Source organism: Microbacterium sp. CFBP 8794, assembly GCF_014841235.1.
Lineage (GTDB): Bacteria > Actinomycetota > Actinomycetes > Actinomycetales > Microbacteriaceae > Microbacterium.
Genome location: NZ_JACYTT010000006.1, coordinates 107,651 through 129,694, shown reverse-complemented (window position 1 = coordinate 129,694; position 22,044 = coordinate 107,651). Strand labels below are relative to the sequence as shown.

The window sequence follows — 22,044 nt, the reverse complement described above, 5'->3', positions numbered from 1 at the left end:
GATGAGTGATCTCCGCGTCACACCCGAATCCCTGCACGCTGCGGCCGGCCGCTTGCGCGCCGAGAGTGCCCGCATCGACGCCGCTCTGAGCGGCCTCGATGCCGAGGTGTCCCGACTGCGCGGCGAATGGGAGGGCACCGCCCAGGTCGCCTACAACAACGCGCAGCAGCAGTGGAGCGCCACCCTCGAGCAGATGAGGGACGCCCTGCACCGCATCTCGTCCGCCACCGACAACGTCGCCGACGACTACGTCACGGCCGACCGCGCGTCCGCGGCGCGCTTCGGCTGAACGCGTCGACCGAGCACGTGACCGGGCGCTCCGATCGGACGCGCGGTCCCGTGCTCGGCGCGCGGAACGCCGTGCCCCGACGATAGGATTTCGGGGTCTGACCGCAGGGGGCTTCGGTCCGGAAAGAGGGGGCCGCGGATGGCTGACGTCATGAACGCCACACGGGCGCTGCTGCGCCTGTCCGTGCAGAGCGAGGGCCGCCGGCTCGACATCGCGATTCCCGCTCAGGTGCCCGTCATCGAGTTCCTGCCGGGCTTCGCACGATCGCTCGGGGTGCTCGATCCGTCGATGACCTCCGCCGGCTACGCCCTGCAGCGAGCCGACGGCACCACCGTCGATCCGTCGCGCGGGGCCTCGGCCCAGGGCATTGTCGACGGAGAGGTGCTCACCCTCGTGCGTGGCGGGCTCGTCGCTCAGCCGCGCGTCTATGACGACATCGTCGAGGCCGTCATCGACGCCACGTCGCAGCAGAACCGGCCCTGGACGACGCGCGACAACGCCCGCACGGCCCTCGCGGTCAGCCTGGCCCTGCTCGGCGTCTGCGCGGTGCTGCTCCTCGCCGCCGGCCGTGCCCTCCCCTTCGGCGCCCTGGTCGCCGGTGGCGGCGCGGTCGTGCTGCTCGTCGTGGCGGCCGTCGTCGCGCGGCTCGGCCAACGCGAGGCCGGCCAGGGCCTGGGAATGGCGGCCTCCGTGTTCGCGGCGGTGGCGGGGTTCCTCGCCGTCCCGCCGGCGTTCGACATCTGGGGCTGGCCGCTCGCCGCCGCGGGGGGTGGAGCCTTCGTGATCGCCGGCGTCGCTCTGGCCCTCACCCGCGACCGCGCCGAACTTCAGCTCGCGCCCCTGATCGCCGGCGGGGTCATCGGCGTCACGGGCACCTTCGCCGCCTTCTTCCCCGCCGCGACCGTGTGGACGCTCATGGTCGGCATCATCGCGACCCTCGGCGGCGCACTCCCGTGGCTCGCCCTCGGAACCACTCGACTGCGCATCGTCTCGCCGCAGAGTGACGCCGAGATGTTCGCCGAACCGGAGCCCATCGACGCCGACGACGTCGCGGAGCGGGTGGCGCAGGGCAAGCGCATCCTCATGGCCCTGCGGCTCGCCCTCGCCGCGTCCGTGCTCCTCGCCGTCCCCCTCGTCGCCGCGCAGAACGCCGCGGGGGCGCTCCTGGGCGCCCTGGCCTTCGCCGGCATGATGTTCCCCTCCCGGCAGACGTTCGCGCGAGCGGGCGTGCTGACGGTGATGACGACCGGCATCCTGGGTCTCGTCGTCTCGGGCGTGGTCGCCTCGCTGACGCAGCCCGACCTGCGTGTCGGCATCCTGGTCGTGCTCGCGACCGCCACCGTCAGCGTGGTCACCGTCACCCTGCTGGCTCCGAAGACGCGCCTGCGGCTGATCCGGATCGCCGACACCGCCGAACTGCTGGTGCTGGCGTCGCTGCTTCCGCTGTCGGTCATCGCCTCCGGTCTGGCCTGACGTCGTGGCCACCAAGGGCGACCTGATCGAGGCGCAGAACTTCTCGCGCCGACGCCTGCTCACCGCGTTCGTCAGCGGCGCGCCGGGCGGCAAGGAACTGCAGCCGACGTCTCCGCTGCGCGCGGTCATCGCGGCCATCGCCCTCACGGTCATCGTCGTGCTGGTCGGCGTGTTCTACGGGCTGATCCGCCCCGGCCTTCCGACGGGATGGGAGAACGGCAAGCTCGTGCTCGTCTCCGACACCGGGGCGCGTTTCGTCACCGTCGAGGGCGTCCTGCACCCCGTCATCAACACGGCCAGCGCCCGCCTGCTGCTGCCCGCGAGCGATTTCGGCGTGATCTCCACCGACCAGGCGACCCTGGCCGGCACTCCCGTGGGGGACACCCTCGGCATCACGGGAGCGCCCGACGAGATCCCACCCGCGTCGGGGCTCATCAACACCGGGTGGAGCGCGTGCGTCTCCGACGTGGCCGGCCTCGACGTGCGCCTGTCCACGGCGAGCGGTCCGGCCACCGAGACCGACCGCGCGGTCGTCGTCTCGGTCGACGGCATCCTGCACGTGGTGCTGGGGGGTCGCAGTTTCGCGGTGTCGAGCAGCGACGCCGACGCCGTGCTGCGCGCGGCCGGCATCTCGGCGCTGTCGCCGGTGACGGTGCCCGCGGCGTGGCTCGATCTGTTCACCGCCAGCACGCCCCTCACCCCCCTGACGCTGCAGAACTACGGCGCCTCGGTGCCCGGGACCAACCTCAAGGTGGGCCAGGTGATCCGGCAGGCCGGTTCGGCCGACGACGAGCGGTTCCTCGTGCAGACCGGCGGGGTGCTCGAGGCGCTGACCCCCCTCGCCTGGCAGCTCTACCAGCTGGGCAGCGGCAGCGCGCTGAACGGCTCCGTGACCGAGGTCACCGCCGACGAGATCCGCACGCTCTCGACGGCGCCCACCGGCCTCGGCGACGAGTGGCCGCGCACCGGCTTCGAGACCGTCGCCGCCGGCGAGCGCCCCTGCGCGATCCTCCGGGGCGGCGAGGGGCAGGCGACGACCGCCCTCGCCACCCAGCCGGCCTCGGCGCCCATCACGGCCGGCGTACGGGTCGACCCGAGCCACGGTGCCCTCGTGCGCGCCGGAGGCCGCGGCGACCAGAGCTCGAGCGTGCTGACCCTGGTGGATGCCACGGGCACGGCCTACCCGCTGCCGAACGCCACCGACGAGACCATCGCCCGCCTCGGTTACTCCCCCTCCGACGTCGCCGCCGTGACCGACGGGTGGACGGCGCTGCTGCGCACGGGCCCGTCGTTGAGCGAGAGCGCCGCGCAGCAGTCCCCGACCACGGGGTCGAAGTGACCCTTCGCCGGCGGACCGGCGGGTTCGGTGCGGCGATCCTCGTCGCGGGTCTGCTGCTGTCGGCCTCGCCCGCCGCCGCTCAGGCCTCGGGCCCGGCATCCGGTGTCGTGTCGTCGTCGCGCGACCAGTGCCTCGCGGCGACGCGGATCAGCCAGACCCCGCCCGCCCTCGACAAGCTGCAGAGCGAGGCGGCGTGGGAGCTCACCCGCGGCGCGGGCATCACGGTGGCCGTCGTGGATTCCGGCGTCGCCCCGAACCCCCACCTCGACGACGCGATCATCGCCGGCGTCAACCTCGTGCCCGACGGCACCGACGGCATCGGGCGCACCGACGTCTACGGGCACGGAACGGTGATCGCCGGGCAGATCGCGGCCCGGCTCATCCCGAAGTCGGGCGTTCAGGGACTCGCCCCCGAGGTGCGGATCCTGCCGGTGCGCGTGTACGCCGGCGACTCCGATCAGCAGGTCGAGGCCGGGTTCGGTCCGAACACCGCACGCATGGCCGAGGGCATCCGCATCGCGACCGACCGTGGCGCGCAGATCATCAACGTCTCGATGAGCACGACCGAGAAGAACGCGGCCCTGGCCGACGCGGTCGCCTACGCCCGCGATCGCGGCAGCCTGGTCGTCGCCAGCGCCGGCAACCGCGACTCCACCTCCGCGGTCGAAGAGAACGGTTCCGACGGCACGCGCTACCCCGCCGGTTTCTCCGGCGCCATCGGGGTCGCGGCCGCCAACGACGCGGGCGTCGTCACGAGTGCGAGCATCCGCGGCTCCCATGTCGCGCTGGCCGCCCCCGGGCAGAACATCGCGTCGGCGTGGCCGCAGGGCGGCGACTGCGCGGTCGCCACCGACGCCCCCGCCACCAGCTACGCCGCCGCCTACGTCTCGGCCGCGGCGGCCCTCGTCGCCGCCGCCCATCCCGACGAGACGCCCGCGCAGTGGGCCTACCGCCTCGAGGCGACGGCCGTGCGGGCGCAGCCCGACACGCGCTCGAACTCGTCGGGCTGGGGCATCGTGCAGCCCTACGACGCGATCGTGCTCGTACCCGGCTCAGGGCTCCGCGGCCCCAAGAGCCCCTTCCCGGGTGCCGCGTCCACGCCGCAGCCGACGCAGACGCCCGAGGCCGTCGCGGTGGTCGTCGGACCCGGACCGGATGCCGCGGCCATCACCCTGGCGACGGGGATCGGCGTCGGCGGTCTCATCGTGCTGGGCGCGATCGGTGCCCTCGCGGTCCTCGTGAGCCGACGCCGCGAAGAGACCGAGCCCCGCCGACCCGCCCCCACGGGCCGTGGACTCTACGGAGACGCGCCGGCCGACTAGGCGATCGCGCCGGGACGCAGATCGATCTGCGCGTCGCCGAGACGGAACCGCTCCGAGGCGAGAGCGGGGGTCTGCGCGCGCAGCCGTTCGCTGCGCCCGTCGTCGTGCAGCAGCGTCACGCCGTTCGTCGAGTCCAGGTCGGTGATGGTCCAGCCCGTCACCGTCCAGTCGAGCCGCGCATGCTGCTTCGACATGGTGCGCGTGTCGTCGGCGACCGCGATGTACTGCACGGATTCCTCGGTCTGCGCGGGTTTGCGTCCGAGCACGACGGTTCGTCCGGTGATGCTCACCTGCTCCCCGTCGGGGAGGCCGAGGATCCACTCCCCCCGGCGGCGGGAGCGGGGCCGAGCGGTCTGCGTCGATTCGTCGAGCGGCGCCGCGACCGGCATCTCGGCGCGGTCGGCGGCGGATGCCGTGGCGTCGGTCGTCTCGGCGACCCGGTCGAACGGCGCGCCGGTGTCAGCGGCCGCGGGTCCGTCCGCGGCGTCGATCCCCCCGAGACCGCTCTCGGCGGTCGGGGCGATGGGCGCGGCACTCACCGGCGCGACGTCGTCGTGCTCGGCCGGGCCGGAATCGTCGCCGCGCACGGCGGAGCCGGAGGGGGGAGCGACCGGCACGGAGGGTCCGACCTCGGGCGTCGTCGTGAGGACCGACGCGCCCCGCGGGGGGACGTCGACGGGTCCGGCCAGCACCGGTACGGCGGCCGGGACCTCGACCGAGCGCGAAGCGCGGCGGGTTCCGGCGGCCGCGGCGGGCGTTCCCGCCCCGGGGACCGCGGTCAGGGGACCCGACGAGGGCTCCTCGGCGTCGTCGACCGCGGCCTCGTCGACCGCGGGGTCGTTCGCGTCGTGGGGCTTCGCGGCATCCGGGGTCGCTCCGGGTGCGGCGAGGATCCCCGCCCACACGGGCGGCAGAACGAGCGCCAGCGCCGTCGTACCGGCACCGCGTCCCGACGCAGCGCCCAGGCGGTGCGCCGCGGTCGCCTTGAGCACGAGGGCGTAGACGTTGACGAAAGGCACGAGCAGCAGCACGGCGCGCACCGGCTCGACCCGCCCCAGCCGGAAGACCTCGGCGTCGTTCACGATCGGCACCCACGCGCGCCAGGGCTCCGCACCGCGCGCCGCGAAGACGCGCGACAGGCCCATCGCGTACCAGACGTGCAGCACCACGGCGAGCACGAGTACCGCGCCCGCGGTCGTGGCGATCAGGCCCAGAGCGTTCATGCATCCCCCGTCGATGGTCTGCTCCGACGCTACCGTCTCGCGCGGCGCGCGCGGAGGCGTGGTCAGCCGATCGGTCGGGTCATCGCAACGGGCGGCGCCGGTGACACCGGATCCAAGTCCACGCGTCGGGCGGCGCAGCCCGTGCAGCGCACGTAACGCACGCGACCGGCGCTCGTGGCGTGCACCGATTCGGTGAGCCAGGCGTGTTCGTGGACGGATGCCGAGGCGGCGGGCAGGACGGTCGGGAGGGCGGTCATGGAACCAGCGTGATGTAATGCCGTTATGCATCTCAACCCTTACGGTGAGTACGCCGTCCTGTTGGCCGCCTCGCTCGCGAACGACTGGCCGGCCGACCGCGAGGGGATCGAACGCCGCACGCGCGAGAGCGGGATGACGATGACCTTCCCCGCGGCACCCGACGACCACGAACGCACCCGCACCGTCGTCGACGAGTGGTTGCGGATCGTCGATGAGACCGATCCCGATGCGCGCGCCGCGCGGCTGAACGCCCAGATGGCCGCCGTGACGGCCTACCCGCGCCTGACGAACCACGACGGCGAGGGGTGGCACCTGCACTATCGCGACAGCGACGAATCGCTCCCCCGCGTGCTCGCGGCGGTCATCTCGGTCGGCACGTCGCTGCACCTCGTCACCCGGGGAATGACCCGCCTCGCTCGATGCGCCGCCGAGCCCTGCGATCGCGTGGTCGTCGACGTCACGCGCAACGGCCGGCAACGGTACTGCTCGGTGCGCTGCGCGAATCGAGCCGCGGTGCGCCGCCATCGCGCGCGCGTCCCGCGCTGACCTCCCCGGCGCTCACGACGAGCGCCCGGAGGCGGGCGGCCACGACCGGCACCCACCACAGCCGCCGAGATAGCGACCGAGACGACGCGGTGCCGGCGGGCGCTGCCGGGGGCGCCCGCGAGGACCGGGGGTACCAGATCCGTCGCCGACCGGGCGGGGATGGCGGAACACCGCGGGACGCACGTACGTTGTCGTGGACACCGACGACGGACACCGACGACAGGAGACTCCCATGGCCGACGAACTGACCGTGACCCGAAACGACGAGGCGCGCCGCTACGAGATCCACGTGGGCGACGAGCTCGGTGGCTTCCTCGACTTCCGCCCCGCGGGTGAGGACCGCACGACCCTCCCCCACACCGAGGTCGACCCGGCCTTCGCCGGTCGCGGCCTCGGCAAGGTCCTCGCGAGCGAGGCGCTGGCCGACCTCGCCCGACGCGGCGGCAGCATCATCCCGTCGTGCCCCTTCGTGGCGCACTACCTGCGCGAGAACGACGTGCCGGGCCTCGTCGTGGAGTGGCCGAACGAAGACGACGCGGCCGACGCCGCCGGGCCCGGCGAACCCTCGTGACCCGACTCGACGTCGCCCCGCCGGCATCCGAGGGTCCGATCGCGTGCGACGGACCGCGTTCCCTCGTGATCGAGGCGCGCGAGGTGCCGTTGGGCGGCGTCCGGGGCATGGAGGTGCACCGCACGCTGCCGCATCGCGCCCTGCCGATGGTGGGGGCGTGGTGCTTCCTCGACCGGTTCGGCCCGCAAGAGACCCTCATGCGGGTCGAACCGCACCCGCACATCGGCCTGCAGACGGTGACGTGGCCGATCGTGGGCGAGGTGCGACACCGCGACGCGGTGGGCAGCGACGTCGTGGTGCGACCGGGGGCGCTGAACCTCATGACCAGTGGTGCGGGCATCGCGCACTCGGAATACTCCGTCGGCGAGGGCCCCATCCCCCTCGACGCCCTCCAGCTGTGGGTCGTGCTTCCCGACGCGCGCCGGCACGGTGCTCCGGCCTTCGAGCGACACGAGCACCTGCCCACGATCGACCTCGGCGACGGCGCCGACGCGGTCGTCGTGATGGGCGAACTCGGCGACGTCGCCTCTCCCGCGACGGTGCACACCCCGATCGTCGGGGCCGAAGTCCGGCTGCCTGCCGGCGTGACCGTGCGCGTGCCCCTTCACCCCGAATGGGAGTATGCCCTCTACGGAATGACCGGCCACGCCGACGCCGTGACGGGAATGGATGCCGTCGACGCCGACGCCGCGCGACGACCGGCGCCGGGCCTGGAGCCGGGATCCACCGCGGCGATCGACGACAGCCGGCTGGTCTACGTCGGCAAAGGACGCGACCACCTCGAACTGCGTAGCGACGGCGGCGCCCGGGTCTTCTTGTTGGGCGGCGAGCCGTTCGAAGCCGACATCGTGATGTGGTGGAACTTCGTCGGCCGCTCGCACGACGAGATCGTCGAGGCGCGCGACGCCTGGGAGGCACGGGCCGACCGCTTCGGCACGGTGATCGATCACGGCCCCGAGCGCATTCCCGCCCCGCCCCTGCCCGCGGTGCGCTTGACGCCGCGGCGGCGGCGCGACTGACGCGTCAGCCCGCGGAGCGCGCAGGGCGCACGAGTCCGACCCGACCAGCGAGCCCGGCGTGAAACGCCTCGACGAGACCGCCGAGCCGCGGCATCGGGTGCCCCTAGACTCGGGGGAATTCGAGGAGGAACCATGCGCCGTCGCACCGTCGCACAGCATGCGCGCCTGCGGTCCCCGCACCCGATCGCTCAGCTGCTTACCGTCGTCGCCGTCGCCGTCGTGGTGGTCCTCGTCTCGGCCGCGGGCGTTGCCGCGTACACCGCCTACGACCTGACCACGAGCTTCACCGAAGAGGCCGTCGTCGTCGAGAACCAGCCGCCCGTCCCGCCCGACCTCAGCGAGCTCGAGGGCGGCGTGAACATGATGGTCGTCGGCATCGACGCGTGCGAAGAGAGCCTGCGCGAGGTCTTCGGCGAGCGCTGCGAGGGCCCCGACGCCGAGGGGCAGCTCAACGACGTCAACATCCTCGTGCACATCTCCGATGCCCCGCGTCGGGTGACGGTGGTGTCGTTCCCCCGCGACCTGCTCTTCGACGCCCCGGCCTGCGACACCGCCGACGGCGACCGCTGGGGCGGCGGCTACGTGCAGATCAACGAGATCTACACCTACGGCGGACTGTCGTGCGTGATGACGGCGATCTCCGACATGAGCGGGCAACCCGTGCAGTTCGGCGCGATGGTCACCTTCGGCGGGGTGATCGAGATCACGAACGCCATCGGCGGCGTCGAGATCTGCCTCGCCAGCGACATGCGCGACGAGAACACCGGCATCGACTGGGCCGCGGGTCCGCGCACCATCCAGGGTCTCGAGGCCCTGCAGTTCCTGCGCACCCGCTACGGCGTGGGCGGCAGCGACCTGGCGCGCGTGAGCAACCAGCAGCAGTACATGTCGCGTCTGGCCCGCAAGCTCGTCAGCGAAGAGGTGCTGTCGAACCCGGCGACGCTGTTCCGTCTGGCCTCCACGGGGTTGCGCAACGTCACGCCGACGCAGAGCCTGACCAACCCGCTGACGCTCGTGCAGATCGCGTCCGCGGTCAAAGACGTGCCGTTCCAAGACATCGTGTTCGTGCAGTACCCGACCGTTCAGGCCAGCGCCGACGCCAACCGCGTCGAGCCGAACTACGACGCGGCGCAGGTGCTGTGGGACGCCCTTCTCGCCAACCAGGGCATCGAGGTGACCGGCGACGCCGGCGCGAACGGGGGCGTCGTCGTCGCAGAACCCGCTCCCGGTGAGGCCGTGCCGAGCGAGGCACCCTCCGAGGGCGAAGCGGTCGAGCCCGGAACCGTCGACCCGAACACCGGCGCGGTGGCCCTTCCCGAGTCGATCACGGGGTCGAGCGCGGCGCAGCAGACGTGCAGCGCCGGCGTGGTGAACTGACCGGCGTCGCCGAGGTCCCCCGAGCCCGCCGGATTCGTCACGCTCAGCAGCCTCCCCCGTGACCAGCCCGACTCGACCGGCGGGGCGTCCAGCGATCCCGGCGTCGCCGCTACGCTGAGCGGGTGTCCCTGGCATCCGGTCTCTCCACGCGCGTGCTGCTCGTCTGCGCCGCGATCGGGGTGGGGACCGGCATCGTGGGCGGTGCCGCCGGGTGGCTGACGCTGATCGTCCTGGCGGGCGCACCCTGGGCCTACGGGCTCGTGCTGGGCTCGCACGTGCTGCCCGGAATCATCGCGCAGCAGGTGGTGCGCCGCGCCGGGGTGGCCCTGGTGACGCACGTGCTCGCCGCGCTGGTGGCGAGTGCCATGGCGCCGCAGTGGACGTTCCGTTTCCTCGGCACGGCCCTGCTGTTCGGCGGGATCCAAGAAGGCGTCGCCGCCCTCACCCGGTACCGCGTGTGGGCGTCCGTGCGCTTCTACGGCTCGGCGCTCGTGATCGGCGCGCTCGTCGCCGTGGTCGTCTGGTTCGCGGCCGACATCGCCAGCCTCGCGCCGGTCACCCGCGTCGCCTACCTCGTGATCGGCGTCGCGGGACCGGTGGCCTGGACCGCAGTAGGACTCGCCATCGGCTCGGGTCTGCGTCGCGCCGGGGTGGGGCGCGGTCTCTCGACGACGAAATGAGGGCGCGCGGCCAACTTAGGCTGCACTAAGTTAGGGCGTACTCACTTCTCGAGGACTCGCCCGTGACCGCTCACCCCCACCCCGATACCGCGCCCACCCGCGCCGACACCGGGGCTCTGCTGCGCATGCGCGACGTGGCCATCACCCACCTCGACGCCGCGACGCCCACCCCCTCCGCGCTTCGTCTGGACGTGCACCCCGGAGACGTGGTGCTGCTGCTCGGTCCGAGCGGATCGGGGAAGTCCACGGCGGCGCTCGCCATGAACGGCCTCATCCCGCACGCCGTTCCCGCCACGGTGGAGGGCACGGTGAGCGTCGGGGGGAAGGATGCCACGACCACGCCCGTCGCCGAGCTCGCGACCACCGTGGCCATGGTCTTCCAAGACCCCGATGCACAGCTCGTGACGGGCACCGTTCTCGACGAGGTGGCGTTCGGACCCGAGAACCTGCGGCTCCCCGTCGAGGTCGTGCTCGCCCGCACCGAAGAGGCCCTGCGCCGCGTGGGCCTGTGGGAGCGTCGCCACGACGCCCCCGACGTGCTCTCCGGCGGCGGACGTCAGCGTCTGGCCATCGCCTGCGCGCTGGCGATGGGCTCGCCCCTGCTCGTGCTCGACGAGCCCACCGCCAACCTCGACCCTCGCGGCGTCGACGACGTGTACGCGGCGCTGCGCGACGTCGTCGCCGAGGGTGACCGGGCGATCGTGCTCGTCGAGCACAACCTCGATGCCGCGATGGGTCTGGTCGACCGCGTCGTCGCCCTGGATGCCACGGGCCGGGTGGTTGCCGACGGCGGCGTCGACGACGTGCTGCGCGACCGCGCGGAGCAGTTGCACGCGCTCGGGGTGTGGCTGCCCACGGCCACCCTCGCGGCCCTGCGCCTGCGACGGGCGGGATACGACATCGCCCCCTTGCCACTGACCCCTCGCGAGTTGCGACGGACGCTCGAGACGATCGCCCCGCCCGCGACGGCACCCGCTCCCCCACGCCCGCGACGAGGCATCGGCGACCCCCTCGTGCAGGTACAGGGGCTGACCATCTCGCGCGGACGCACGCGCGTGCTCCACGGCGTCGACCTGTCCGTCGGCGCGGGCGAGTTCGTCGCCGTCGTCGGCGCCAACGGCGCGGGGAAGACGACCCTCGTGCAGGCCCTGGCCGGGGTGCTGCGCCCACCGCGCGGAACCGTGCGGATCGCGGGGCTCGACGTTCGCCGCACCGATCCGCGCACGCTTTCGCGTCACGTGGGTTTCGTGTTCCAGAACCCCGAGCACCAGTTCATCGCGACGACCGTGTTCGACGAGATCGCCCACGGCCTGCGCCGACAGCGGCTCTCCGACGACGAGGTCCGCGCGCGCACCGAGGCGCTGTTGCAGCGGTTCGGCCTCGCCGACAAGGCCACGGTGCACCCCTTCCTGCTGTCGGGCGGTCAGAAGCGGCGGCTGTCGGTGGGAACCGCGCTCGTCGGCGGCGCCCGGCTGCTCGTGCTCGACGAACCGACGTTCGGCCAGGACCGCGCCCGCGCCGAGGAACTGCTGCGCCTGCTCGACGACCTGCGCGACGACGGCACGACCATCATCGTCGTGACCCACGACATGCAGGTGGTCGCCGAGCACGCCGACCGCGTGATCGTCGTCGACGACGGCCGGATCGCCGCCGACGGACCGGTCGGCGATGTCTTCGACGACGAGGACGTCGTCGGACGCGCGGGCCTCAGCACGCCCGCGCTGCGGCGCGCCTTCGCCGGTCTGCAGCGGCATCCGGAGCTCGCGGCGCTGATGCGACTGCGCGACCTGCCGGGCGGGGCCGCATGACCGCCCCCGCCGCGGCATCGACACGCGCCGACACGCCCGCCGTCACCCGCGGCCGGCGCGACACGCGGTGGCTCGGGGGTCTCAATCCACTCGCCAAGATCACGGGCCCGGCCCCCGCCATGATCGCGCTCGTCTTCGTGCGTGACCTGAGCACTCCGATCGCGTTCCTCTGCCTCGCCTACGTCCTGCTCCTGACCGGAACGCGTCTCACCCGGCGTCTCGTCGCCCTCCTCGCCGGAGTGGTGCCCCTCTCGATCGTGGTGATCGGCCTGGGCTTCTCGCTCTGGGTCGACCCGGCCCGCGTGGAGGCCACCACCGCGCTGATCCGCGTGGGCGAGTGGACCCTCACCGACGGGGCGGTGTCCACGGGTCTGTCGACCGCGCTGCGGCTGGCCGCGATCATGACGCTCGCCTTCGTCGGCGGACTGACCACCTCGGGCCCCGACCTGGTGCGGGCGCTGGTGCAGAACCTGCGCGTGCCCTACCGCATCGGCTACGCGGCTCTCGCGGCGATCCGCTTCGTCCCGCGCTTCGGCCACGAGCTCGACGTGATCCGCCAGGCGCATCGCGTGCGGGGAACGCGGGGCGGCGTGCTCTCGGCACCCGCGCGCGGGATCGGGTACGTCGTTCCCCTCTTGGCCGGGGCCATCCGCCACGCCGAACGTGTCGCCCTCGCGATGGATGCGCGGGCGTTCGGCGCCCACCCCGACCGCACCGAGCGCCACCGCGTGCCCTGGCGCCGGCGCGACACCGTCTTCACCCTGGCGTTCTGGGCGATCTCGGCCGCCCTCTTCGTCGTTCCCCGCCTGTCCGTCTGATCCGATCCGGAGCATCCATGTCGCGCATCTCGACCGTCTTCCTGCTCACCTGCGCCGCCATCGGCGTCGCCGGCGGCATCATGCTGACCGCCGCCAACTGGGTGTCGACGGTGCTGTTCGCCGCCGCGCCGTTCGCGGCGGTGGCACTCGCCGGGCTGTGGCTGGTGCCCGCGGCCGTCGCGATGCGCCTACTCGAACGCCCCGGTTCCGCGCTGCTGGTCGGGCTCATCTCGGGCCTCGTGGCCGCGCCGCTCTCCGGGTACGGGTGGGGCAGCGTCGCGACCAACCTCTGGTGGGCCTTCTTCGTCGAGCTGCCGTTCCTCGTCGTGCTGTACCGGTTCTTCCACCGGTGGCAGTTCTTCGCCGGAGCCGTCGTGGTGGCAGCCGTCTACCCGACCCTCGCCTGGGCGTCTTTCGGACTCGACACGTTCGCGCCCCTCACCGTCGTGCTCTTCTACCTGCTCACGCTCGTGGCATCCGCTGCCGGGATGGCGATCGGCATCGCCGTCGCCGATGCTCTGCGCCGCGCGGGAGTCGCACGCCTCGCTCGCCGCCGCCCGCGGACGAGCGCCACCTGAGGACGACCCCGCCGGAGGACGATCCGGCCGGCGCGCGGCGTCGCGGCACGACCTCGCGCACGGCCGGACCTCGGCCTCGCCCGCCGTCGGACTCGAGGAGCCGGAGGCCCCCTCCGACGCCTCGACGTTCAGTACGAGGGCGCCCCGGGAAGGCCGAAGAACTCCTCGAGGGTGGCGTAACCGCCCTCGTGGTACGCGCGGGCCAGCTCGGGGCCGATGTAACGCAGGTGCCACGCCTCGGGCTCGTACCCGCTGATGCCCTCGCTGCCCTCGACGTACCGGGTGATGAAGCCGTACTCCCACGCGTGATCGCGCACCCACGCACCCTGGGGCGAGGCGGCGACGTCGTCGAGCGTCGCGCACGAGCCGTTGCACGGCACGATGTCGACGGCCAGGCCCGACTGGTGCTCGCTGTACCCGGCGCGGGCGCTCTCGCGGTCGGCGGCTTCGACCCCGCCCACGGCCACGCGGCCGGCGTACGTCGACTGCTGCGTGCTGTACGAGCGGAAGGCACTCAGGTAGCCGATCTCGCCGGCACCGGCGTCGGAGGCCGCACGCACGAGCTGAGTCAGCGCCCCCGCCGCGGGCGCGCGCAGCGCCGACTCCTCGAGCGCGCGCACACTGTCGGGCATCACGAGGTCGCCCGGGCGGTAGTCGACGGGGTCGTACGCGCGCTGCTTGTTGACCACCATCCACTCGCGGTTCGGGTCCGACAACGACACGCAGGGCGCGATCCCGGATGCCACCGCTGCGCGGAAGGCGCTCCCGCCCCCGGCGGCCGCGATCGCGCCGGCGTCGTCACCCGCGGCCAGGGCCGAGGTGAACGCCGCGTCGTCGCAGGGCGTCGAGGTGGCGGCGACGGCGGCCTGCTGCACGACCGGCAGACCCTCGTCGGGCACGGTGGGGGGCCCCGCGACGACGGCGGCGACGGGCGGAGCGTCGGTGTCGGCCGCGACGCCACCGGGGGATCCCGAGGTCGCCGCACCGATCGCGATGGCGAGGGCGGCCACCACGATGACGGCCCCGCCCACGGCGACAAGGCGACGGCGGCGGAGGACCGGGATCGAGGCCGTCGTCGGCGCAGCGGTCGCGGCCTCGCGCAGCCGGCGGCGGGTGGCGAGGGCCGCCGTGTCGGTGGCGGGCCGCTCGGCGGCGGGGATCGGGGGCACGGGCTCTGCCGCGGCGGGCGCGAGCGTGAGGGCCGCCGTCGCGAGTCGTTCGGCCTCCGCGCGCGCGGCGCGGCGGGGCGAGATCTCGGGATCGTGCGACATGACTCGACCCATTCTCCCCTGGACGGGGGCACGGGTCGAGTCGGCCGCGCGTTCGCGCGGTGAATGTGCGGTCGGGCAGACTCGGGCCGACGGGAACGGCGAGCAGTCAGATATCAGTCACGAGGCTCAGCTCACCGGCCGCCAGGAAGCCCAGCACGATGCTCACCGCACCCGCGACCAGCAGCAGCAGCAGCGGGTGGGCGAACCCGATCAGGACGCGACGTGTGCGAGGGTGCTCGGCGAAGAAGTGATCGGGGATGCGGTGCCGGTCGGGGACGGCGGCCCACCCCCGCAGCCGCGCGATGTATCCCACGCAGCGCAGCACGAGCACCGCCCAGAGCATCGCGATGATCAGCGGCACTACCCCGCCGATGATCTCGAACGCCTCGAACCACGCCTGATCGGGGTTGCTGCCGGTGTCTTCGGCGAGCTGCACGGCGACCGCGGCGCCGAGCACCACCGACCCGACCCACAGCACCAGAGCCCCGAGCACGGCGAAGAAGCGCGCGAAGAAGTGTCCGAGGATCGACTCCTCGTGATCGAGGTGGGTGCGCGGCGTCTGCGAGAGCACGATGAGGGTCGCGCCGAGGCTGGGCGCTGCCGCGCTGAGCGACACGACGAGCGCGACCCACTCCGGGGCGTCCACGAGGTCGCACACCAGCAGCAGCGCCGCCATGAGTGCCAACCACGAGCATCCCGACAGCGCCGGACGACGCACGACCAACGCCGGATGCCAGGGCTCCAAGCGACCGATCGACGCATGGAGCAGGTGCTGACCGCGTACTCGCGAGACCGACTCCATGGGCGCCTCCGTGTCTCGCCGGTGGTCGGCGTCGCGATCACCGTACCGCGACGACACTCGTTCGTGCAGGCGAGGTGCGCGGCGTGGCGGTTGCGAGAAAATCGAACATGTGTTCGACTATGGCGATGAGATGGCAGGGGCAGCAGCTGGGCGTGGACGACCCGTCGGCGCTCCCGGGCATGGAGCGCATCGACGGTCTCGTCCGCTCGGTGACGACTCCGGAGTTCGCCGGAATGACGTTCCACGAGGTGCAGTGCAAGAGCGCCCTGAATCGCGTGCCCGGCATGTCGGCCATGCCGTTCGACTGGACCGTGAACCCGTACCGGGGCTGCACGCACGCGTGCTCGTACTGCTTCGCCCGCAAGACGCACGAGTACCTCGACCTCGACTACGGCGCCGACTTCGACTCCCAGATCGTCGTGAAGGTCAACGTCGCCGACGTGCTGCGCACGGAGGTGCGTCGGGGATCGTGGGCGCGCGAGCCCGTCATGCTCGGCACGAACACCGACCCGTACCAGCGCGCCGAGGGGCGATACCGCCTCATGCCCGACATCGTCGGCGCGCTCACCGACAACGGCACGCCCTTCTCGATCCTCACCAAGGGCACGCTCCTGCGCCGCGACCTCCCCCTGCTCGCCGACGCCGCCACGCAGGTGAAGGTCTCGTTGGCGATGTCGATCGCCGTCTTCGACGACGCCCTGCAGAACGCGATCGAGCCGGGCACCCCCAGCGCCGACGCCCGCCTCGACACGGTCCGCGCCGCCACCGCCGCCGGCTTCCGCGTCACGGTCTTCCTCATGCCGATCCTGCCGCACCTGACCGACTCGCTCGCCGTGCTCGACGACGCCCTCGCGCGCATCCGCGCCGCCGGCGCGGCTCGCGTCGTCTACGGCGCGCTGCACCTGCGTCCGGGCGCGAAGCAGTGGTTCCTCGAATGGCTGGGGCGCGAGCAACCGCACCTGGTGTCGTCGTACCGAGGTCTCTACCCGGGCGTCTCCGCTCAAGCACCCAAGGCCTACCGCACCTGGCTCGGCGCGCGCATGCGTCCCCTGCTGCGCCTGCACCGGCTCGACGGGTGGGACGAAGACGACCACCCTCGCGGGCGACCGCAGCCGGGCCTCGCCGCCCGCGCGACGCCGACGAGCAGCCTCGGTCCGGTCCGCGGCACCGGGCCCTCGGCATCCATTCGCCCCCGCGTCGCCCCGGCCANCCCGAGATCTCTTCGATCAGGTCGTCGCCGAGCTGCGCCGGCTCGAACGGCGCCTGGATCTCGGCGCGGTCGAGCAGCTCGGTCATGCGGCGCTGACGCTGCCGCGTGATGAGCGTCACCACGGTGCCGCTGCGACCGGCGCGGCCGGTGCGGCCCGAACGGTGCAGGTACGTCTTGTACTCGTCGGGGGCGTCGGCCTGGATCACCAGGTCGATGTCGTCGACGTGGATGCCGCGGGCGGCGACGTCGGTGGCGACGAGCACGTTGACGCGACCCGAGGTGAGCTTCTCGAGGTTGCGCGTGCGCTTTTGCTGGTTGAGATCGCCGTGCAGCGCGACCGCGGCGATACCGGCGTCGTCGAACTGCGCGGCGAGCGTCTCGGCGTATGCGCGGGTACGCGCGAAGACGAGGGTCTTGCCCGGGCGGTCGACGAGTGAACCGAGGATCTCGGCCTTGTCGCGGTGGTCGATCACGAGCACGCGGTGCTCGATGGTGCCCGAGTCCTGGTCCTCACCGGCGACCTCGTACACGGCCGGGTCGACGAGGAACTCGTCGACGAGGGCGGCGACCTCACGGTCGAGCGTGGCCGAGAACAGCAGCTTCTGGCTGCCCTTCGCGGTGGCGCGCAGGATGCGCTGCACCGGCTCGAGGAAACCGAGCTCGCACATGTGGTCGCCCTCGTCCAGCACGGCCACCTGCACCTGCGACAGGTCGAGCTTGCCCTGGTTGAGCAGGTCTTCGATGCGGCCGGGGGTGCCGATGATGATGTCGACGCCCTTCTTCAGCGCACCCACCTGGCGGGCCTGGGGCACGCCGCCGTAGATCTGCGTGGTGAACAGGCCGACGCTGCGGGCGATGACCTGCACCGTGCGGTCGATCTGCAGGGCGAGCTCGCGCGTGGGGGCGAGGATGAGGGCCTTGGGCGCGCGAGCGAACTGACGCTTCTCGCCCGCCTGCGAACGCAGGACGCTCTCGACCATGGGGGCACCGAACGCGATGGTCTTGCCCGAGCCGGTGCGACCGCGCGCGAGCACGTCACGACCGTCGAGGATGGGCTTCACCGTCGCCGCCTGGATGGGGAACGGCGTGGCCGCGCCGAGGCTGGCGAGGGCACGGACGATGTTGTCGCCGAAACCGAGCTCGGCGAAGCCGACACCGGTCTCGGTCGCGACGTCCACGGCCTGCGCCTGCAGGCGCTCGTGCACGACGTCGACGCGCTGCTCGTGCTCGGCCGAGCGCTTCGGGGTGGCGTTCCAGTCCGCGCGGTTCGGGCCGTCGGTGCGGCGCGGACGCTCGTCACGGGCGGGGCGGTCACCGAACGAACGGGCCGGGCGCTCGTCGAACGAACGAGCCGGACGCTCGTTCCGGTCGAACGACCGGGCAGGACGGTCGTCGGTCGAACGGGCGGGGCGGTTGTTGCGGTCGAACGAGCGCGCGGGGCGGTCGTTACGGTCGAACGAACGGGCCGGACGATCGCTGCGATCGAACGAACGCGCGGGACGATCAGTGCGGTCGAACGAACGCGCCGGACGATCCGTGCGGTCGAACGAACGAGCGGGACGGTCGCTGCGATCGAACGAACGAGCGGGGCGGTCGTCCGACGAACGGGCCGGACGCTCGTCGCGGCGGTCGAACGACCGGGCGGGACGCTCGCCGGCATCGCGGCGGGGGCGCTCGTCGCGGGCGGGACGGTCCGAGAAATCGCGGCGGGGACGCTCGTCGAAGGAACGGGCCGGACGATCGCCGAAGTCACGACGCGGGCGGTCGTCGAACGAACGGGCAGGGCGGTCGTCGCGGGCCGGACGGTCACCGAAGTCACGACGCGGACGCTCGTCGAACGAACGGGCCGGACGATCGCCGAAGTCACGACGCGGACGCTCATCACGGAACGACGGGCGACCGTCGCCGGTGGCGCGGCGGCTGTCGCGGTCGACGCGATCCACGCGGGGGGCGCGGTCATCGCGAGCGGGGCGACCGGAGCGGTCGTCGAACGAACGGGCCGGGCGGTCACCGAAATCGCGGCGGGGACGATCGTCGAACGAACGCGCGGGGCGATCGTCGAACGAGCGCGCCGGGCGGTCGTCGAACGAGCGCGCGGGGCGGTCGGTGCGGCCGGAGCGGTCATCGCGGGCGGAGCTGCGGATGCCGCGCGACTCGTCGCGACCGACGCGGTCCTGTGCGCTCCAGCGACGCTTGTCGGGGGCGGCCTCGGCCTCGGGACGGTAACCGCGGTGGCTCGGGCTCTTGCTGCCGGGCTTCGCGGACGCGGCGCCCTCGGGGCGGCGCTTGCGGTCCTGGAACGAGGTCTGCGCACCGTAGCGCGGCTCGAAGTTCTTGGCGGGGCGGCCGCCGGCGGGCTTCTTGTTCTTGGGCATGACGATGTCCTTCTGGGTTCTGTTTCGCGCGAGACAGCGGCACCGCGCGCAGCGGTGCGAAACCCGGACATCCGTCGGCCGGGGGCCATTCACTAGTGATGGGAGGACGCGATCGCGTGCTCTCCATCGGCCCCTTGGACTACAAACCCATCCGCGCATCACGCGCGGTGTCCAGAGCCGACTCCCCGACGTTACCGGTCGCGGCTGGGAATGGCATCCATGTCCCCATCCGTGCAGGTTCGCGGCCCGTCGATCGCACCAAGTGGGACACCCCCTCCCCCACCCCGCGCTCATGTCCCCATTCGTGCGGGTTCGACGCCTCAGAACCGCACGAAGTGGGACATGCCTCCCCCGACGTCGGTGAACGCCCGGCGTGGACGAAGATGGACCCATGGCAGACACCGACGCCCACCCCATCACGGTGGCGATCGAGCGGCGCATCGACCCGACGCGCACCGCCGAAGCGACCTCCTGGATGCAGGCCGGCACCGACCTCGCGACCGCGTTCCCCGGCTTCCTCGGCTCGGGCTGGGTGCGCGCGGGCGAAGACAGCGACCTCTGGTACATGCTCTACCGGTTCCGCGACATCACGACGCTCGAGCAGTGGGACACCTCGACGCAGCGTCAATGGTGGCTCGATTCGGGGCGCCCGTTCGCCCGCGAGGAGCGCGTGGAGCGACGCACCGGGATCGAGGGGTGGTTCGACGCCCCGTTCGGCTCGATCATGGAGGCGACGACGGATGCCGGGACCCAACCGGTGCAGCAGCCGGTCCCGTCCGCTCCCCCGCGGTGGAAGCAGGCGGTGACGATCTGGGTCGGGTTCTTCCCCACCAACCTGCTGGCCTCTTGGCTGCTGGGCTTCGTGCCCGGTTTCACCGAGGTTCCCCTGGTGCTGCGCGTGCTCGCGACCACCGTCCTGCTCACGCCCGTCATGACCTACGCGGTGCTCCCGTGGGTCACCCGCCTGCTGCGCCCCTGGCTGCAGCGCCCGCCCCGCCCGAGAAAGGCCTCGTCATGACCGCCGACCCCACCGGACACCGCTTCCCCCTGCGCACCGACCACGCGTCCGCCGAGATCGCCCAGGTGGGCGCGGCGCTGCGGGCGCTCACGGTCGACGGCGTCGACCTGGTTCCGCGTTACGCCGACGACGCACCCACGCCCGCGGCATCCGGCGTCGTGCTGGTCCCCTGGCCGAACCGCATCCGCGACGGCAGGTACACCTTCGACGGGGTCGAGCGGCAGCTCGCCATCAGTGAGCCCGCCCTCGGCAACGCCAGCCACGGGTTGTTGCGCTTCGGCACGTACCAGCCCATCGAGCACACGACCGACCGCCTCGTGCTCGGCGCCGACGTCGTTCCGCAGACCGGATACCCGTTCCACCTGCGCACCCGGGTGACGTTCGCGCTGCAGCCCGATGGCCTGCACGTCACGCACGTCATCGAGAACGTCGGAGCGACGGTCGCCCCGGTCGCGCTCGGCGTGCACCCGTACCTGCAGATCGGCGGGGTCGACACCGCCGATCTCGTCGTACAGTCCACCGGCACGACCACGCTCGTGCTCGACGACCGCAAGATCCCGGTCGACGAGGTGTCGGTAGACGAGACGAACGACCTGCGAGCGGGCCGACGCCTGGGCGACGCCTCGCTCGACAACGGCTACCGCGGTCTCGAGCGCGACGCCGAGGGCCGCGCGCGGCACACCCTGACCGCGCCCGACGGACGCGCCGTGGAACTCTGGCAGGACGACGGATTCCGTTGGGCGCAGGTGTTCACGACCGATCGGTACCCCGGCCAGCCCCTCGCCGTGGCGATCGAGCCGATGACCGCCCCGGCGAACGCCTTCGCCTCGGGACTCGACCTCGACACCCTCGATCCGGGGGCTTCGCTCACCCGGGAATGGGGCATCATCTTTCACTCGTGAGCATTCCTTGTCCCCCATTTGGGGGACACGGAATGTGCAGATGATCAGGGATATCCTCAGGCAACCCCTTTCCCAATAACGCGCCGCGAACGTTACCATTCGAGTGACGGTTTCCGTCAAGGCCGGGGGCGGCCGAGGACCACGGTTCCCTCGGTTGATACCCGAATGAGCCGACGGGGGCCGAGGGTCCCGCGGTGTGGGGGGACGCTCGTTCCGTCCTGAGGAAAGATCCCCCGCCATGAGCACCGCGCTCCGATCCGCCGTCCCTTCCTCGCCCTCGATCCCGCGCCTGCGCGGAATCGTCCGACGCCTCGACGCCGTGCCCACGATGCACGTCGGCGCTGCGGCGTTGATCGTCCTGGTGGGCGGCCTGCTGCTGTCGATCGCGACGACGAGCGACCCGCTGTGGTGGCAGCTGCACTTCAGCCAGTTGGGGACGTTCCACGACCTTTCGGCCGCATTCTTCAACAACACGCTCAAGGTCAGCGGAATGATCGTCGTGTATTTCGCCTTCCGCGTGCGCCGCGATGTCCGCCGCCTCGGTCGCGGACCGGTGCGCCGGGGAGCCGCGACCATCGCCTTCCTCTGCCTCAATGTCATCGGCGTGAATCTCGCCCTCGTCGGCTGCATTCCTCTCAACACCGACAAAGACCTGCACGACCGGGTCGCGGGTTCGATGGTGCTCGGCTTCCTGGCGCTGCTGCTCACCTCGCCCGTCCTGTTCCACCGCCTCGGCAAGCGCATGGCCATCAGCACGGGCGTCGCCCTGGTGTGGTTGGTCATCTCGATCGCGCTGTTCGTGTCGGCGACGATCAACCTCGCCCTGTTCGAGACCATCGCGTGCGCCGCGATGTTCGCGTGGGCGGGCATGTTCACGCACATCCTCGCCTCGGCCCAGGCGACGGCCGTTCGAGCGCCGGATGCCGGGACCCCCCATGTCGCGCACCTCGCCCCCCGCCGCCGCGCGCACCGGTCGTCGATCGTGCGCCGCGCGGGCTCCGTCTCATCGAGCGCCCGCGCACCGCGCCCCGGGGCCCTGGGAGCGGTGTCGGTCACCGCGGTCGGCCGCGCGTCGAGCACGACACCGGCGGTGCCGCTCGTCACACGTGCTCTCGCCCCGGCGGGAGGCCTCGGGGCTTTCCACCCCGAAGCCCGCGGGACCTCG

Annotated in this window: 19 protein-coding genes and 2 pseudogenes; 16 read left to right on the top strand and 5 right to left on the bottom strand. The window is 72.5% G+C overall.

The annotated features are described in order from the left end of the window. The first annotated feature begins 1 nt into the window (after position 1). The 4 genes from IFU19_RS15770 to IFU19_RS15755 all read left to right on the top strand — a co-directional run bounded on the left by IFU19_RS15770 (position 2) and on the right by IFU19_RS15755 (position 4,423). Positions 2-289, top strand: a complete 288-nt coding sequence (locus IFU19_RS15770; protein ID WP_191916148.1) for a WXG100 family type VII secretion target — start codon at positions 2-4, stop codon at positions 287-289. 138 nt (positions 290-427) lie between these two features. Beyond that, positions 428-1,762 (top strand): type VII secretion integral membrane protein EccD, encoded by a 1,335-nt coding sequence (gene eccD, locus IFU19_RS15765; RefSeq protein WP_191916149.1) that lies wholly within the window; start codon positions 428-430, stop codon positions 1,760-1,762. A gap of 4 nt (positions 1,763-1,766) precedes the next feature. Continuing rightward, on the top strand, positions 1,767-3,101 hold the full coding sequence (eccB, locus tag IFU19_RS15760) for a type VII secretion protein EccB (protein WP_191916150.1): 1,335 nt from the start codon (positions 1,767-1,769) through the stop codon (positions 3,099-3,101). Further along, positions 3,098-4,423, top strand: coding sequence for a S8 family serine peptidase (locus IFU19_RS15755; RefSeq protein WP_192212149.1), 1,326 nt, complete (start codon positions 3,098-3,100; stop codon positions 4,421-4,423). Before eccB ends, IFU19_RS15755 begins: the two co-directional genes overlap by 4 nt. Here the strand turns inward: IFU19_RS15755 and IFU19_RS15750 are convergent. Further along, complete coding sequence (locus tag IFU19_RS15750; RefSeq protein WP_192212148.1) at positions 4,420-5,646, bottom strand: DUF5684 domain-containing protein; 1,227 nt, start codon at positions 5,644-5,646, stop codon at positions 4,420-4,422. The two genes, IFU19_RS15755 and IFU19_RS15750, sit on opposite strands and share 4 nt — an antisense overlap. A 62-nt stretch (positions 5,647-5,708) precedes the next feature. Further along, a complete protein-coding gene (locus IFU19_RS15745) occupies positions 5,709-5,903 on the bottom strand; it encodes a hypothetical protein (RefSeq protein WP_192212170.1) in 195 nt (64 codons plus the stop codon). 25 nt (positions 5,904-5,928) lie between these two features. Between IFU19_RS15745 and IFU19_RS15740 the strand changes: the two genes are divergently transcribed. The 8 genes from IFU19_RS15740 to IFU19_RS15705 all read left to right on the top strand — a co-directional run bounded on the left by IFU19_RS15740 (position 5,929) and on the right by IFU19_RS15705 (position 13,301). Beyond that, entirely contained in the window at positions 5,929-6,450 is a 522-nt protein-coding gene (locus IFU19_RS15740; RefSeq protein WP_055935618.1) for a CGNR zinc finger domain-containing protein, read from the top strand. A gap of 232 nt (positions 6,451-6,682) precedes the next feature. Further along, on the top strand, positions 6,683-7,021 hold the full coding sequence (locus tag IFU19_RS15735; protein ID WP_055935615.1) for a GNAT family N-acetyltransferase: 339 nt from the start codon (positions 6,683-6,685) through the stop codon (positions 7,019-7,021). After that, positions 7,018-8,040, top strand: coding sequence for a pirin family protein (locus IFU19_RS15730; protein ID WP_191916154.1), 1,023 nt, complete (start codon positions 7,018-7,020; stop codon positions 8,038-8,040). The genes IFU19_RS15735 and IFU19_RS15730 overlap by 4 nt, the downstream gene beginning before the upstream one ends. A 132-nt stretch (positions 8,041-8,172) precedes the next feature. Further along, positions 8,173-9,417 (top strand): LCP family protein, encoded by a 1,245-nt coding sequence (locus IFU19_RS15725; protein WP_191916155.1) that lies wholly within the window; start codon positions 8,173-8,175, stop codon positions 9,415-9,417. 122 nt (positions 9,418-9,539) lie between these two features. Continuing rightward, on the top strand, positions 9,540-10,097 hold the full coding sequence (locus IFU19_RS15720) for an ECF transporter S component (RefSeq protein WP_055831879.1): 558 nt from the start codon (positions 9,540-9,542) through the stop codon (positions 10,095-10,097). Between the two features lie 125 nt (positions 10,098-10,222). Beyond that, positions 10,223-11,905, top strand: coding sequence for an ABC transporter ATP-binding protein (locus IFU19_RS15715; RefSeq protein ID WP_191916229.1), 1,683 nt, complete (start codon positions 10,223-10,225; stop codon positions 11,903-11,905). Further along, positions 11,902-12,723 (top strand): energy-coupling factor transporter transmembrane component T family protein, encoded by an 822-nt coding sequence (locus IFU19_RS15710; RefSeq protein WP_191916156.1) that lies wholly within the window; start codon positions 11,902-11,904, stop codon positions 12,721-12,723. Before IFU19_RS15715 ends, IFU19_RS15710 begins: the two co-directional genes overlap by 4 nt. 17 nt (positions 12,724-12,740) lie before the next feature. After that, positions 12,741-13,301: an ECF transporter S component gene (locus IFU19_RS15705; protein ID WP_055831885.1), complete on the top strand. Its 561-nt coding sequence runs from the start codon at positions 12,741-12,743 to the stop codon at positions 13,299-13,301. Between the two features lie 128 nt (positions 13,302-13,429). Here the strand turns inward: IFU19_RS15705 and IFU19_RS15700 are convergent, their stop codons facing one another. Both IFU19_RS15700 and IFU19_RS15695 read right to left on the bottom strand, forming a co-directional pair. Beyond that, positions 13,430-14,572 (bottom strand): M15 family metallopeptidase, encoded by a 1,143-nt coding sequence (locus tag IFU19_RS15700; protein WP_191916157.1) that lies wholly within the window; start codon positions 14,570-14,572, stop codon positions 13,430-13,432. A 106-nt stretch (positions 14,573-14,678) separates the two neighbouring features. Next, a complete protein-coding gene (locus IFU19_RS15695) occupies positions 14,679-15,374 on the bottom strand; it encodes a hypothetical protein (RefSeq protein WP_191916158.1) in 696 nt (231 codons plus the stop codon). Between the two features lie 125 nt (positions 15,375-15,499). Between IFU19_RS15695 and IFU19_RS15690 the strand changes: the two are divergent. Then, positions 15,500-16,583 (top strand): annotated as a pseudogene (locus IFU19_RS15690) (Rv2578c family radical SAM protein); the annotation flags it as partial. A gap of 1 nt (position 16,584) precedes the next feature. On the opposite strand, the gene IFU19_RS15685 reads toward IFU19_RS15690, so the two are convergent. After that, the coding region (locus IFU19_RS15685; RefSeq protein ID WP_192212167.1) for a DEAD/DEAH box helicase at positions 16,585-18,959 on the bottom strand (2,375 nt) is incomplete at its 3' end. Between the two features lie 391 nt (positions 18,960-19,350). On the opposite strand from IFU19_RS15685, the gene IFU19_RS15680 reads away from it, so the two are divergent. From IFU19_RS15680 to IFU19_RS17105, 3 genes and pseudogenes are all read left to right on the top strand, one after another. After that, on the top strand, positions 19,351-19,977 hold the full coding sequence (locus tag IFU19_RS15680; RefSeq protein ID WP_191916159.1) for an antibiotic biosynthesis monooxygenase: 627 nt from the start codon (positions 19,351-19,353) through the stop codon (positions 19,975-19,977). After that, positions 19,974-20,879, top strand: coding sequence for an aldose 1-epimerase family protein (locus IFU19_RS15675; RefSeq protein WP_191916160.1), 906 nt, complete (start codon positions 19,974-19,976; stop codon positions 20,877-20,879). The genes IFU19_RS15680 and IFU19_RS15675 overlap by 4 nt, the downstream gene beginning before the upstream one ends. 238 nt (positions 20,880-21,117) lie before the next feature. Further along, a pseudogene (locus tag IFU19_RS17105) lies at positions 21,118-21,744 on the top strand (DUF998 domain-containing protein); the annotation flags it as partial. Positions 21,745-22,044 lie beyond the last annotated feature (300 nt).